At 60.4% G+C, this 13,241-nt stretch carries 12 protein-coding genes and 3 tRNA genes; 13 read left to right on the forward strand and 2 right to left on the reverse strand.

Annotated features, from left to right (window positions below; all coding sequences use genetic code 11):
* Positions 1–182 precede the first annotated feature (182 nt).
* Positions 183–968, forward strand: a complete 786-nt coding sequence (locus tag LPW11_RS07915; RefSeq protein WP_230997583.1) for a ParB/RepB/Spo0J family partition protein — start codon at positions 183–185, stop codon at positions 966–968.
* Positions 969–1,037: 69 nt separating this feature from the next.
* Here the strand turns inward: LPW11_RS07915 and LPW11_RS07920 are convergent, their stop codons facing one another.
* Positions 1,038–2,234: a DUF3108 domain-containing protein gene (locus tag LPW11_RS07920; protein ID WP_230997584.1), complete on the reverse strand. Its 1,197-nt coding sequence runs from the start codon at positions 2,232–2,234 to the stop codon at positions 1,038–1,040.
* Between the two features lie 329 nt (positions 2,235–2,563).
* On the opposite strand from LPW11_RS07920, the gene LPW11_RS07925 reads away from it, so the two are divergent.
* Together LPW11_RS07925 and LPW11_RS07930 are read left to right on the forward strand one after the other, a co-directional pair.
* Entirely contained in the window at positions 2,564–3,574 is a 1,011-nt protein-coding gene (locus tag LPW11_RS07925; protein ID WP_230997585.1) for a bile acid:sodium symporter family protein, read from the forward strand.
* 306 nt (positions 3,575–3,880) lie between these two features.
* Positions 3,881–4,726, forward strand: a complete 846-nt coding sequence (locus tag LPW11_RS07930) for an alpha/beta fold hydrolase (RefSeq protein ID WP_230997586.1) — start codon at positions 3,881–3,883, stop codon at positions 4,724–4,726.
* A gap of 6 nt (positions 4,727–4,732) precedes the next feature.
* Here LPW11_RS07930 and thpR read toward each other — a convergent pair whose 3' ends face one another.
* Entirely contained in the window at positions 4,733–5,272 is a 540-nt protein-coding gene (thpR, locus tag LPW11_RS07935) for an RNA 2',3'-cyclic phosphodiesterase (protein ID WP_230997587.1), read from the reverse strand.
* 109 nt (positions 5,273–5,381) lie between these two features.
* Here thpR and serS point away from each other — a divergent pair, with 109 nt between their 5' ends.
* From serS to LPW11_RS07985, 10 genes are all read left to right on the forward strand, one after another.
* Positions 5,382–6,650, forward strand: coding sequence for a serine--tRNA ligase (gene serS, locus LPW11_RS07940; RefSeq protein WP_230997588.1), 1,269 nt, complete (start codon positions 5,382–5,384; stop codon positions 6,648–6,650).
* A gap of 5 nt (positions 6,651–6,655) precedes the next feature.
* Positions 6,656–6,741: transfer RNA gene (locus LPW11_RS07945), tRNA-Ser, on the forward strand.
* Positions 6,742–6,760: 19 nt separating this feature from the next.
* A tRNA-Ser gene (locus LPW11_RS07950) sits at positions 6,761–6,853 on the forward strand.
* Between the two features lie 50 nt (positions 6,854–6,903).
* The gene (locus tag LPW11_RS07955) at positions 6,904–7,377 is read left to right on the forward strand and encodes a DUF2155 domain-containing protein (protein WP_230997589.1); all 474 of its coding nucleotides are present in this window, start codon (positions 6,904–6,906) and stop codon (positions 7,375–7,377) included.
* Between the two features lie 8 nt (positions 7,378–7,385).
* Positions 7,386–7,462, forward strand: a tRNA-Arg gene (locus tag LPW11_RS07960).
* A gap of 262 nt (positions 7,463–7,724) precedes the next feature.
* Positions 7,725–9,251, forward strand: coding sequence for a cytochrome B6 (locus LPW11_RS07965; RefSeq protein WP_230997590.1), 1,527 nt, complete (start codon positions 7,725–7,727; stop codon positions 9,249–9,251).
* Between the two features lie 248 nt (positions 9,252–9,499).
* On the forward strand, positions 9,500–10,222 hold the full coding sequence (locus LPW11_RS07970) for an SRPBCC family protein (RefSeq protein ID WP_230997591.1): 723 nt from the start codon (positions 9,500–9,502) through the stop codon (positions 10,220–10,222).
* 24 nt (positions 10,223–10,246) lie between these two features.
* The gene (locus LPW11_RS07975; RefSeq protein WP_230997592.1) at positions 10,247–11,440 is read left to right on the forward strand and encodes a zinc-dependent alcohol dehydrogenase; all 1,194 of its coding nucleotides are present in this window, start codon (positions 10,247–10,249) and stop codon (positions 11,438–11,440) included.
* 39 nt (positions 11,441–11,479) lie between these two features.
* Complete coding sequence (locus LPW11_RS07980) at positions 11,480–11,968, forward strand: hemerythrin domain-containing protein (protein ID WP_230997593.1); 489 nt, start codon at positions 11,480–11,482, stop codon at positions 11,966–11,968.
* Between the two features lie 218 nt (positions 11,969–12,186).
* A complete protein-coding gene (locus LPW11_RS07985; RefSeq protein WP_230997594.1) occupies positions 12,187–13,227 on the forward strand; it encodes a glycosyltransferase family 4 protein in 1,041 nt (346 codons plus the stop codon).
* Positions 13,228–13,241 lie beyond the last annotated feature (14 nt).

Genomic DNA, 13,241 nt, shown 5'->3' on the forward strand with positions numbered 1-13,241 from the left:
CGAGGCGGAGCGATTGCCGGCAACGCTACCGCTTATTCCGCCCCACGAGACATGGCAGTGTACGCCCCCCCCCACCCCCCTGCACACTCGCTAAAGTCTCCTTTCCCTCTTCTCATAATTAGATAAAATTGACCGTTGGGTGCGCGGAGGGCGGTGCTTATTCTTGCGTAAGAGGAGGCGTCATGACTCAACAGAAGAGGTTTCTCAAAGGGAAGCTGTACGAGCTTAGCCTCTCCGAGCTGCGCGTCGACAAAAACCAGCCGCGGAAGTACATCGACGAAGAGGCGCTCCAGGAGCTGAAGACGTCGATAGAAAAGCATGGAGTCCTGCAACCGGTTCTTGTGCGTCGCGCCGCGGAAGGAGGTTTTGTGCTCGTCTCGGGGGAGAGGCGGTTCCAGGCTGCGCTGAAGGCGGGGCTCACCACCATTCCCGCCATCATCACCGACGGTGACCCGGCTGAAGTGGCGATAGTCGAGAATCTGCTGCGCGAGGATCTAACCGCTGTTGAGGAGGCTGAAGCAATTGCAAAACTGAAGGAGGCGCACAATTACAGATTGAGCGACCTCTCCAGGGCCCTCGGGAAAGCGGAATCGACCATCAGCGAGATTCTTTCACTGGTGAAGCTTCCGGAAGAAATCAGGGACGACTGTCGCAGCAACCCGAAGGCTTCCCGAAAGATCCTGCTGGAGATATCAAAACAGGCGACCCACTCGAAGATGAAAGCACTCTACAAGAGGTTCAAGGTACGCGGCGCCTCCGACGGGCACTTCAAAGCGAGGTCGCGCACAAGGAGCGTGCAAGGGGTCGATGTAAATTTCGTCCGGAGGTTTACCCAGAGAATCGATCTACTGCACCTTGGAAATCTGGACAAGGAGCAGAGTGAAAGCCTGATGGCCGACCTGGAGGTGCTAAGGTCCGCCCTCAGCAAGAAGATAAGAACACTGAAGATGCAGCCGCAAAACAAGTGATTGCCAGAGGGGGATGCGCTGCAGCGGCAAAAGGTTCGGAGGGGCGAAGGCGGCGCCTCTACCGAAGGATCAGTCGACCTTTCCTTTCGCTTCTCCATCATGAGAGTGTGTCTCGGCTGAGACCAGCTCGGCCGTCACCCTGCCAAGTGCGATAGTCGTCACGATTTTTACCGGCACCTTCTTCGCGTCATCCGTCATCCAGATGAGGATGTCGCCGGTACGCCGGAAGATACCGGCGCTCTTTTGCAGGGGGCGCACTACCAGGGCGTCCACTTTGGAGAGGTTCGGCAGCCGCATTTCCTCCCTGCGCAGGACCTCGACCGGGACCTCAGCGTACGTCTCGCTGTCGAAGATGTGCAGAGTCTCCGTTTTCCCGACCTGGAGCGCGCGATTTCGAAGGGAGTAGATCCCCGAAAGGGTATCGAGCACATCCTCGGTCGGTACCGTCATCTTCTTGTTGCGATAGTTGATGTTGTCGCTCCAGGAGACGCTTCTTTGCGGAATGTTGATGCTGAAGCCTTCGTCGCTCCTGAAGTTTCCCTCTCGTTGCTGGACCCTCGTCATCAGGTATCTGCCGTCAACCTGCTGCGTCTCCACCAGATCATCCACAGGATAAACGCCGGACATCGCCGGATTCGACCTGACCCTCAGGGTGAGGGTGGTCCCTCTCCCGTTGTTTTTCGCCTCCAGCTCCGCCTTTCCTATGGGCAATCCCAGCATTGATATCAGGTAGGTGAGCTTTTCCTCCCTGGCAGCTGGAAAGGCGGATTTGGTGATGGAAGGCGGGGCGGCTGCCGGCCTGGCGGCGGATGCCTCCGCTGTAGTGACCTCCGAAGCGGCGGGAGCAGGCGGCTTTGGCGCTTCAGCCAGAGCATGAGGCTCGTTCCCCCCTGTGCCTGGAGGCGTCGGGGGGGGCGGCTCTACCGGCTCTTCCTCCGACGGTGCTCCTTCAGCTACCTCGGGACTAGCCGCAGCTTCATGGCTTTCGACCGCCTTTGCCTCGGTCGCCCTCGCATCGTCCGCGGTGGCGGTGCGATCGACCACAGCCGGAGTTTCCCCGTCGTCTGAAACGGAGTCTGCCGGGTCCACCTCTTTAGCAGCGATACTGCTCCCCACGAGGTCGACCAGTACGGCACTCTCACCGACTGGGGCGCCAAAGTCGTAGCTTCCGAGCATTCTTACGGCGCACAGTGCGAGCGAATGGACTGCAATGGAGATGACCAGGCAGATGGCGAGAAGACTGATTTTCCGTGGGCGGATTGGCATGAGGGTACTGTAGTTGCGCTTTAGCTGACTCAAGAGAATGTGAGATATACCACTCTGCACTATCGTCACCATCGCCTGCCGACTTTAGCAGAATGCTGCCTGTATTCATGTAGGCCGGGATAAGCCGCAGGCGTTCCCGGCAGACTGCTCCCGCAATGCCGCCATTTTGCCGGAAACGCTGCGCTTATTCCGGCCTACATGGACCGATGACTTGGAAAAGTCGCAAGGGCAACCCGCACCTCCACAGCTGTCGCCAAAAACACCCTGCTGTGTTATGATCCGTCCCCTTGCCGCCTGCCACCTCCGTCTCCTGCTGTTCCGGAAGAATTATGAAGAAAAAAAAGAGCTTGTTCCTCCCCGACATTTTCACGATCGCCCTCGTGATCACCGTCATCGCCGCGACCTTCTTTCCGTGCCACGGGGAGGGTGCCGCACTATTCGAGGCCCTGACGCACTTCGCCATCGGGCTCCTTTTCTTCCTGCACGGCGCGAAGCTATCAAGGGAGGCGATCGTCGCGGGGGCCACCCACTGGCGCCTCCACCTCGTCACCCTCTGCTGCACTTTTGTTCTCTTCCCACTCCTCGGACTCGCGCTGCGCCCCATCCTCTCCCCCCTGGTGACCAGCGAGCTGTACGTCGGAATCCTCTTTCTCTGCATGCTCCCGTCCACTGTGCAGTCCTCCATCGCCTTCACCTCCATGGCGGGAGGAAATGTCCCTGCCTCGATCTGCGGCGCCTCCGCCTCGAATATCCTGGGGATCTTCCTCACACCGGTCCTGGTCGGCCTCTTCGTGACACAGGGAGGGAATGCCCCCGATCCTTCGGCCGCTTCAGTCTTGCGCATCGTGCAGCAACTCCTCATCCCGTTCATGGCGGGGCACCTGTCGAGGCGCTGGATAGGTGGGTGGGTGGACAGGCACAAGGCGCTGCTGCGGCCGGTCGACCAGGGCTCCATCCTCCTCGTGGTCTACACCGCCTTTAGCGAGGCGGTAAATGAAGGGCTCTGGCGCCAGATCGCCCCGTTGGACCTCGCGGGGCTCTTCGTGGTCTGCTGCATTCTCCTCGGGCTCCTCCTGCTGATCACCACCCTCTGCGGCAGGCTCTTCCACTTCTGCCGCGAGGACCGCATCAGCATCGTCTTCTGCGGTTCGAAAAAGAGCCTCGCCAGCGGTGTCCCCATCGCGAAGGTCCTCTTCACCGGACATGCCGTCGGCAGCATCGTCCTCCCTCTCATGCTTTTCCACCAGATCCAGCTCATGGTCTGCGCGGTGCTCGCACAGCACTACGCGAAGTCGCACGCGAAAGTGCAGAAGGGGACCGGCTCTCACGGCGCACCGTAAGCGCCCCTTCTGCCACACCGACGTCGACACGCCCAAGCCCCTCCCCTCCCTTTTACGCGAGATAACCGGCGCGACCGAACCCTGTGCGGCAGGGACGTTCCCGCACCATTTTCCCGTCTCACCATTCCCTCATTGAATAGGGAAAGTTTCAGATTACACTTCCTTTTGTATACCGGAAGGTTATCAGGACAGTTCCGCCTCCTTGACCTTTCCCCTTTCGACTTATCAAAGGACGTGCAGCAGCCGCCGAGCGCCGGGCACGGACTCTTTCCTTTCAAGATCCGCCAAGACCGAAGGAGAAGCGCCATGAACTATTTCACCGTGGGAAAGGAAAATTCCTGCGACATCAACCTCTACTATGAGGACCACGGCACGGGGCAGCCCGTGGTGCTGATTCACGGCTGGCCCCTTAGCAGCGCCTCGTGGGAGAAGCAGGTTCCGGTCCTCCTCAATGCCGGCTACCGCGTCATTACCTACGACCGCAGGGGGTTCGGCAGGTCGAGCAAGCCGAGCACGGGGTACGACTACTTCACCCTCTCCGAGGACCTGCACAAGCTCCTCTCCAGGCTCGACCTGCGCGACGCCATCCTCGTGGGGTTTTCCATGGGAGGGGGAGAGGTAGCCCGCTACCTCGGGGTGCATGGGGGAGAGCGGGTGGAGAAGGCGGTTTTCATGGCCGCCGTCACCCCCTACCTGCTAAAGACGGCGGAAAATCCCGCAGGGGTCGACGGCACTGTTTTCGAGGGTATTAAAAGAGGTGTGGAAACGGACCGGCCGGCCTTTCTTTCGGAATTTCTCCAGGATTTCTACAACTTCGATCAGCTGAACGGGAAGAAGGTGAGCGAGGAAGTGCTCAGGCTGAGCTGGAACATAGCCGCGGCCGCCTCGCCGAAGGGAACGCTCGATTGCGTGCAGGCGTGGCTGACCGACTTCAGGGAGGATCTGAAACGTGTGGAAATACCGACACTGGTGCTGCACGGTGACGCCGACCGTATCCTCCCCCTTGGCGTGACGGGGAAACGGACCCACGATGCAATTCAGGGGAGCCGCCTGGAGGTGGTGAACGGCGGTCCCCACGGACTGAACTGGACCCATGCGGAAGAGGTGAACCGGCTGCTGCTGGAGTTTTTGCGGAAAGAGGATTTCGTGTAGGGGCGCTCACGCCCCCTTGTGGTGGTAGGTGGCCTCCCGGCGGTGGGTCGCCCCTTTCCCGCTGAGGACGCTGGAGTAGAGGTGGAACTCGCGCACCTCGAACGGAGGGCAGGCAAAAGCCTGGTGCCTCGCCTCGAAGGCGTTCACCGCAGAGACTGGCGCATCCTGCAGGCGGGCGAGAGTGATGTGGGGGGAGAAGCGCCGCTCTTCACCGGGGATCCCCAGCTCCCTCATGGTCCCCTCGATGTGCTGCTGCATCCGGATCAGCGGCGGAGACGGGTCCATTCCTACCCACAGGACCCGCGGATGTTTCCCCGGTGGAAAGTGGCCGACACCGCGCAGCGTGAGGGAGAACCCCTCGACCGGGACCGCCGCGAGCGCCTTCCTGATCAACTGGAACGTCGCCGGGTCCACCTCACCTATGAAACGCAGCGTCAGGTGGAGCTGTTCCACCGGCACCCAGCGCGCCGCCGGGAGCTCAAAGCGCAGCTCGGCGATCGCTTCCTTCGCACATTCGGGCAGGTCCGCTGCGACAAAGAGTCTCATGGCTTCCTCCACACTAAAGGGGACAAAAAAATTCGCAAAAGGATTTGACTAATCCCCTGTCGGGTGCTAAAGAGTATAGCTTTCGTCAACGCTATGTAAAGGCGCACCAATGCTCGACGCAAAGTACCTACGCGAAAATCTGGATGCCGTTGAGGCAAGACTCGGAAGCAGAGGCCCTGGCGTTTCCCTCGCTCTTTTCAGGGAACTGGACGGGCGTCGCCGTGAACTCCTGCAGCAGAGCGAGACTCTGAAGGCGCTGCGCAACAAGGTCTCCGAGGAGATCAGCCGCCTGAAGGACAAGAGCCAGGCGCAGGGGCAGATGGCGGAGATGCGCGAGGTTTCGCAGAAGATCAAGTCGATCGACGAATCTTTGCGCGTGGTGGACGAGGAGCTCCAGCTCTTCCTTTTGAGCGTTCCGAACATGCCGCACCCTTCCGTTCCCGTCGGCTCCTCCGAGAACGACAACGTGACGTACCGCACCTGGGGAGCCCCCCCGGAATTCGGTTTCGAAGCGAAGGCGCACTGGGACATCGGCGAAGGGCTCGGTATTCTCGACTTCGAGACCGGCACGAAGCTCACCGGTGCACGTTTCACCCTTTACCGCGGCGCCGGCGCGCGCCTGGAAAGGGCTCTCATTAATTTTATGCTCGACCTGCACACGCAAGAGCATAATTATATTGAAATGCTCCCACCCTTTATGGTAAACAGGGAAAGCATGACCGGGACCGGGCAGCTCCCGAAGTTCGAGGAGGACCTGTTCCACCTGGAAGGGGTTGACTACTTCCTGATCCCGACCGCAGAGGTGCCGATCACCAACGTCCACCGCAGCGATATACTGAAGGGGACGGATCTGCCGATCTACTACGCAGCCTACACCCCCTGCTTCAGGAAAGAAGCCGGGTCCTACGGAAAGGACACGCGGGGGCTGATCAGGCAGCACCAGTTCAACAAGGTCGAGCTGGTCAAGTTCACTACTCCCGAGACATCATACGACGAGTTGCAGAAGCTCCTGGCGAACGCCGAGGAGGTCTTGCGCCGGCTTGGGATCCACTACCGGGTGGTTGAGCTTTGCACCGGCGACCTCGGATTCTCTGCCGCCAAGACGTACGACATCGAGGTCTGGCTGCCGGGACAGAATTGCTACCGGGAAATCTCCTCATGCAGCTGCTTTGAGGACTTCCAGGCACGACGCGCCGGGATCAAGTTCAGGCGTGAGGAGAAGGGAAAGCCGGAATTTGTTCACACACTGAACGGATCCGGTCTGGCAGTAGGACGAACGGTCGTGGCGGTGCTGGAGAACTACCAGCAGGCCGATGGCTCCGTACTGATTCCCGAAGTGCTCAGGCCCTACATGGGCGGCCTGGAACGTATCAGCTAAGCTCTGGAGGAATGGCCGAGTGGTTGAAGGCGGCGGTCTTGAAAACCGTTGAACGAAAGTTCCGTGGGTTCGAATCCTACTTCCTCCGCCAATAGAATATAAGAGTAAATGGAGAGATGGCCGAGTAGGTCGAAGGCGCTCGCCTGCTAAGCGAGTATACTGGGAAACCGGTATCAAGGGTTCGAATCCCTTTCTCTCCGCCACCCTTTTGTGCCTGGCAAAGAAGTAGCAGTATCCGCAATGGAGGCATCGAGTGACGCGACGTATGAGACTCCTCTTTTTGCCGCTACTTGCGCTTATTGCGTTTGTCGGATGCACCCAGAAGGAAGAGAAGAACCAGGCAGCACCGAAGTCCCAGCAGGCGAAGAAGGAATCGCAGGTCGTTGTTCCGGAAAACGTGAAGGGAAAGTGGAAGGCCGTAAAGATCGCCGTTATCGACAAGAACAGCGGCAAGCAGTCGGTCTACTCGGTCCCGGTGAACTCCGAGTTCCCCATTCCCAACTCCGGTCTGCTCCTCAAGGTGGGTGATTTCCTCCCGCACTTCGTCATGGAAGGGACCGCCCTCACCTCCCGCTCCAACGACCCGAAGAATCCTGCGGTGCAGATCCGGATCGAGGAAGGGGGGAGAGAGATCTTCAAGGGGTGGCTCTTCGCGAACTTCCCCACCACCCATGCGTTCCAGCATCCGCAGTACGGCTTCACCCTCGTCGGGTACCAGCCGGCATAATACAGATTGCGCTCGTAGCTCAGCTGGATAGAGCAACGGACTACGAATCCGTAGGTCGGGAGTTCGAATCTCTCCGAGCGCGCCACCAGGAAAGGGTACGGTTTTACGCCGTGCCCTTTTTCTTTTCCTTGCAGCCAAGACCTCACCCCGACTTTCCCCTCCCCTAACTTCCTGCCTACTCTCCCGTGACCTTTCTATGACGTACTCCGAAGCCCTCACACCTCTTCCATTTGTCTCCTTTTCCGCCACGCCTTCGGCTTGGATAGTGCATTGACTTCGCCCCCACCTGTGACAGAATTAGCTAAATTTAATCTTTCTCACCAACCGTCACAAAAGGAGCTTGCCAGATGAAAGCGACTACACGATTTGCTGTCGTCTCACTCGTTGTTGTCACTGGTCTCGCACTGGTTTCCTCCCCTTCCTGGACGCAGACCGCCAAGGCGCCGCAGGATGCCGTTCTGGACGCCCAGACCCCGAAGGACGTGAAGCGCACCCGGCCGGAGCAGCAAAAGACCGATCACGACCTCTCCGACGTCTACAAGGCGACGAAGGCACAGCCTGCATCCGATGCTATCAACAATCAACCCGAGGGGGGGAAGATCACCGGCTTCGACTTCTATCGCGACCCGCTCAACGCGAAACAGCCGATGATGACGTTCGAGGAAGTCTACAAGGCTGACGTGGCGGCAAAGGGAAAGGTCATGGATGACCAGCGCGCGCTCCTGTCGAGCAGGTATATCCTTACCCCCAAGCTCTCCACCACGGTGAAGATGTCCAGGGGGAAACCGGTTGCGGTCGGCCCCACTGCGCGGCTGCGCGGAGTGACCTGGGAGAAACTGGGCGACATGAAGCCTGAGGATATCAAGGGGGGGAACCTCTTTCCCTACCCTCCGCTCCCGCATCCGAAGCAGGTGACCGGCGGGCAGGTATTCCCCCAGATCCAGATCGACATGTTCCCGCGTCTGCAGCGTTTCGATGTGGACTTCGACCTTCCCGACGCCTTCATTCCGGAGTTCCCGCCGGCGATCTTCCTTCAGAACCGGCCGGAGCTCGGTGACGTCTCCCGCGGCGAGGTCGTCTCTATAAACAACTTCGAGCGCCTCTTCAAGGACATCCTCACGCCGGTCCAGCTCGACGGCCTGCGCATGCTCCTCACCCCCATCCCGCAGGAAGAGTTCAATGCCACCGACGACCGCAAGACCGTCGCCCCGAGCCTCGGCGTTGCCTGTCTCGACTGCCACATTAACGGCCACACCACCGCGCAGTTCCACCTGAGCCCCGACATTCGCCCGCAGGAGCGTCGCTTCCGACTCGACACGACGAGCCTTCGGGGCATGTACAACCAGCAGGTGCATGCCTCCAAGAGAAGCCTGCGCTCCGTCGAGGACTTCACCGAGTTCGAGCAGCGTACCGCCTACTTCAACGGCGACCAGATCCATGCCGCGAAAAAGGGGATGGTGGAGATGCCGCGCCTCAACGTGGCCCACATGGCACAGATGCAGAACATGTTCGACGTCCCCCCCGCGCCGAAGCTCGATCCGATGGGGCGCCTCGACCGCACGAAAGCGACCCAGAGCGAGATCGCCGGTGAAGACCTCTTCTTCGGCAAGGGAAAATGCGCCGCGTGCCACACCCCCCCCTTCTATCTCGACCACCAGATGCACGACCTGCAGCTGGAGCGCTTCCTGAAAGACCCGCCGGACGGCCCGATCAAGACCTTCACCCTCAGGGGGATCAAGGACAGCCCGCCGTATCTGCACGACGGTCGCTGCTTTACTCTGGAGGACACCGTGGAGTTCTTCAATCTCGTCCTCTGTCTGAAGCTTACCGCACAGGAGAAGGCAAACCTCGTGGCCTTCATGCAGGCGCTGTAGGAGCGGTTCGCAGACCCCAGCCGCCGCCGGGGGGAGATGGTTTTCCCTCTCCCCCCGGCGGTCCTTTCACCGCCACCCGTCCGGCTGCACAGACACCGCAGAGGGTGTTGAAACAGGACGTCGTCCCAACAAAAAAGCCACCATCTTTCAACTCCTTAGAAGCACCTCCCGCCATTGCAAATGCGCCCCACAATGTTAACGTTTTGTTACGGTGAAGAGACTTTTACCCCATAAGGAGGAAGTAAATAATGGTGACACGGTACGGCAGCTCGTTCGAAGAAGACAGCAAAGGACGACAGATCAACGTCGGCAGCAAAGAGCGGAAGGCGTCGATGATAGGTGGCGCCGCCCTCGCTATAACAGGGGTGAAAAAACTGACCCAGGGGAATATCCTCTCGGGGCTCCTCATGCTCGCCAGCGGCGGAATGTTCTACAACCGCGGGAAAAGCGGCCACTGCAACATGTACCAGAAGATGGGGGTAAACACTGCACGCGACGTGCAGACCCCGATACGCCTTGAAAAGGTGGTGACCATAAACCGGACGCCGCAGCAGGTGTACGACTTCTGGCGCGACCTGGAGAACCTGCCGAAGTTCATGAACCATCTCGAGTCGGTACAGGTACGGGGACCGGTGATCTCCCACTGGAAGGCGGTAGGGGCGGGCGGCCTCTCCGTTGAGTGGGACGCCGAGATCGTGCAGGACATCCCCGGGCAAAAGATCAGCTGGCAGTCGATCGGCGAGGCGGACGTCGCGAACGAGGGGACGGTGCGCTTCGAGGAGGCTCCGGGGAACCGCGGGACGGAGGTCCACGTGCTGATCAGCTACACCCCTCCGGGTGGCGCAGTCGGCAAGGCGGCAGCACGCTTCCTGCAAACGGTGAACGCCGTGCAACTGGAGCAGGACCTGAAGCGCCTGAAACAGATCCTGGAGACCGGGGTGACAGCGACCGCCGAGTCGTGGGCGATGTAGGCGCGGGGCTGGAAGGAGAGATCGATGAGAGCAGTTTGCTGGCACGGAAAACATAACATCCAAGTAGATACAGTGCCCGATCCGCAGATCCTCAACCCTCGCGACGCCATCGTCCGGGTGGCCCTCACCTGCATCTGCGGCTCCGACCTCCACCTGTACAACGGGTACATCCCGTCGATGAAGGACGGCGACATCCTCGGACACGAATTCGTGGGCGAGGTAGTCGAGATCGGCAGCGGGGTCTCCGGCGTCGCCCGCGGGGACCGCGTGGTGGTCCCCTTCCCCATCGCCTGCGGCGACTGCTGGTATTGCAAGCAGGAGATGTACTCCCTCTGCGACAACTCAAACCCCAACTCCTGGGCCATGGAAAAGATGTACGGCGACACGGGAGCAGGGATCTTCGGCTACTCCCACCTGTACGGCGGGTATTCCGGCGGGCAGGCGGAGTACGTGCGGGTTCCCTTCGCCGACGTGGGGCTGAAGAAGATCCCGGACCAGCTGGACTGGGAACAGGTCATCTTTCTCACCGACATCTTCCCCACCGCCTATCAGGCCGCCGAGCAGTGCGGCATCAGGGAAGGGGACACCGTTGCGGTATGGGGGTGCGGCCCCGTCGGGCTCCTGGCGCTGAAGAGCGCGCGACTTCTCGGGGCGCACAAGGTCGTCGGTATCGACAGGTTCCCGAAACGCCTGGAGCTCGCCGCGCGCGAGTGCCAGGCGGAGGTCATCAACTACGAAGAGACGGACGTGGTGGAAACGTTGCACAACATGACCGGGGGGCGCGGGCCAGACGCCTGCATCGACGCGGTCGGGATGGAGGCGCAGGGGACCGGTATCGAGGCGGCGTACGACAACGTGAAGCAGACGCTGAAGATCGAGAACGACCGCCCCATGGCGCTGCGCCAGCTCATCAAGGCATGCCGCAAGGGGGGGACCATCTCCATCCCGGGGGTGTACAGCGGTTTTGTGGACAAGATGCCGATGGGGGCCGTCTTCGCCAAGGGACTCACTCTGCGCACCGGACAGACCCACGTGCAGAAGTACGTCCCTCCCCTCATGAGGCTCGTGGAAAGGGGGGCGATCGACACCACCTTCATCATCACCCATCGTCTCCCCCTCGAGGACGCACCGATGGGTTACCGGATATTCGACCACAAGGAAGAGGGGTGCATCAAGATCGTGATGAATCCCCTGGCAGCAAGTCAGGCGACGCACTGACCAGCAGGCACACCAACCGACCCGAAAGGAGGAAGCGCCATGGCCCAGCAAAAGCAGCCGCAACTTTTCGAACTTCTGAAGAAGGACCACCGCGAGGTCGACCAGCTCTTGTCCCAGCTGGAGGGGGGGTCCGAGGATCAGCGTGAGGAGCTCTTCTCCACACTGCAGGAAGAGTTCACCGAGCACTGCCAGCTCGAGGAGAAGTTCTTCTACCCGCAGATGAAAAAGATCAACGAGCTGAAGGATCTCGTTCAGGATGCGCTTGAAGAGCACTCCCAGGCGAAGGAGCTGCTGGTACAGCTGGAAGACGTTATCGACGACGATGATGAATTCCAGTCAGCACTCTCCGAATTCAAGGAATCCGTTCAGCACCATGTGAAGGAGGAGGAGAGCAAGGTCTTCAAGCGCACCAGCGATTTCATAAGCGACGACCAGCTGCGCGACATCGCCATGAAGTGTATGCAGGAGAAGGAAAAACTGCATCCTTCCCCCTCCGGCGGAGGCGGATCGAAGAAGAAGTCTCGCTAGAGAAGGAAGCTCTCCGGTGCCGCTGCGGGACGTACCGGACACTCCACCCTGATGAGTTCAAAAGGCGCCCTATCTCGAAGGAGGTAGCGGCGCCTTTATTTTTACCGCTCCGGGAGCGACAGGAAAGGGGGCGCTACTGCTCCTGGGGAGGGGCATCCTCTGTGGTGCCGGGGTCGAAGTATGTTAAGCTTTTCCTTAGTAACGGAGATGAAGCACCGATGAGAATCGCCCTTGTTTCGCCGCTTTATGAAAGCGTACCGCCACGACTGTATGGAGGAACGGAACGGATCGTAGCCTACCTCGTGGAGGAGCTCGTGCTCCAGGGACATGAGGTCACCCTCTTTGCCAGCGGTGACTCCCGGACCTCGGCGCGGCTTGTACCGTGCTCCCCCCAGGGGCTGCGGCTCGACAAGACGTACCGCGACCCCGCTGCCTACCACCTCCTCATGGCCCAGCGCGTCTGCCGCGTCGCCTCCGACTTCGACGTGGTGCACTTCAACATCGAGTTCCTCCACTACCCGCTGACCCGCCTGTACCGCTTCCCGAACGTGACGACCCTGCACAGCCGCCTCGACCTCGCCGACCTCTTTCCGCTGTATCAGGAATATCGGGAGGTGCCGGTGGTGTCGATCTCCGACTCGCAGCGCGCCCCCCTTCCCTTCGCGAATTGGCAGGGAACGGTGTACCACGGCCTCCCTCCCGGGCTCCTGCAGTTGAACGATCGTGGTGACGCCTATCTCGCATTCCTCGGGCGCGTCTCGCCGGAGAAGGGGTTGGACAGCGCCATCGCCATCGCCCGGGGGAGCGGCATCAGGCTGAAGATCGCCGCAAAGGTCGACCCGTGGGACAAAGAGTACTTCGCTACCGTGATCCGGCCGCTCATCGACGGCAAGGACATCGAGTTCATCGGAGAGATCAGCGAGGGGGAGAAGCAGGAGTTCCTGGGAAACGCCCTCGCCCTTCTCCTGCCACTGCACTGGGACGAACCGTTCGGACTCGTCATGATCGAGGCGATGGCCTGCGGCACCCCGGCCATAGTCTTTGCCCGCGGGTCCGCTCCCGAGGTGGTGCGGAACGGGGTGGGGGGGTTCCTGGTAAGGGACGAGGCGGAGGCGATCGAGGCAGTCAGAAAGGTGGAGGGAATCAGCAGACGCAGTTGCCGGGAATACTTCGAGGCGCGCTTCCTCGCCCGGCGCATGGCAGAGGACTATCTCGCCCTCTATCAGAAGGTCATCGACAACCAGAAGAGGCTCGCGTAAGCCCTTCCTGGTCT

This window comes from Geomonas sp. RF6 (assembly GCF_021044625.1).
Lineage (GTDB): Bacteria > Desulfobacterota > Desulfuromonadia > Geobacterales > Geobacteraceae > RF6.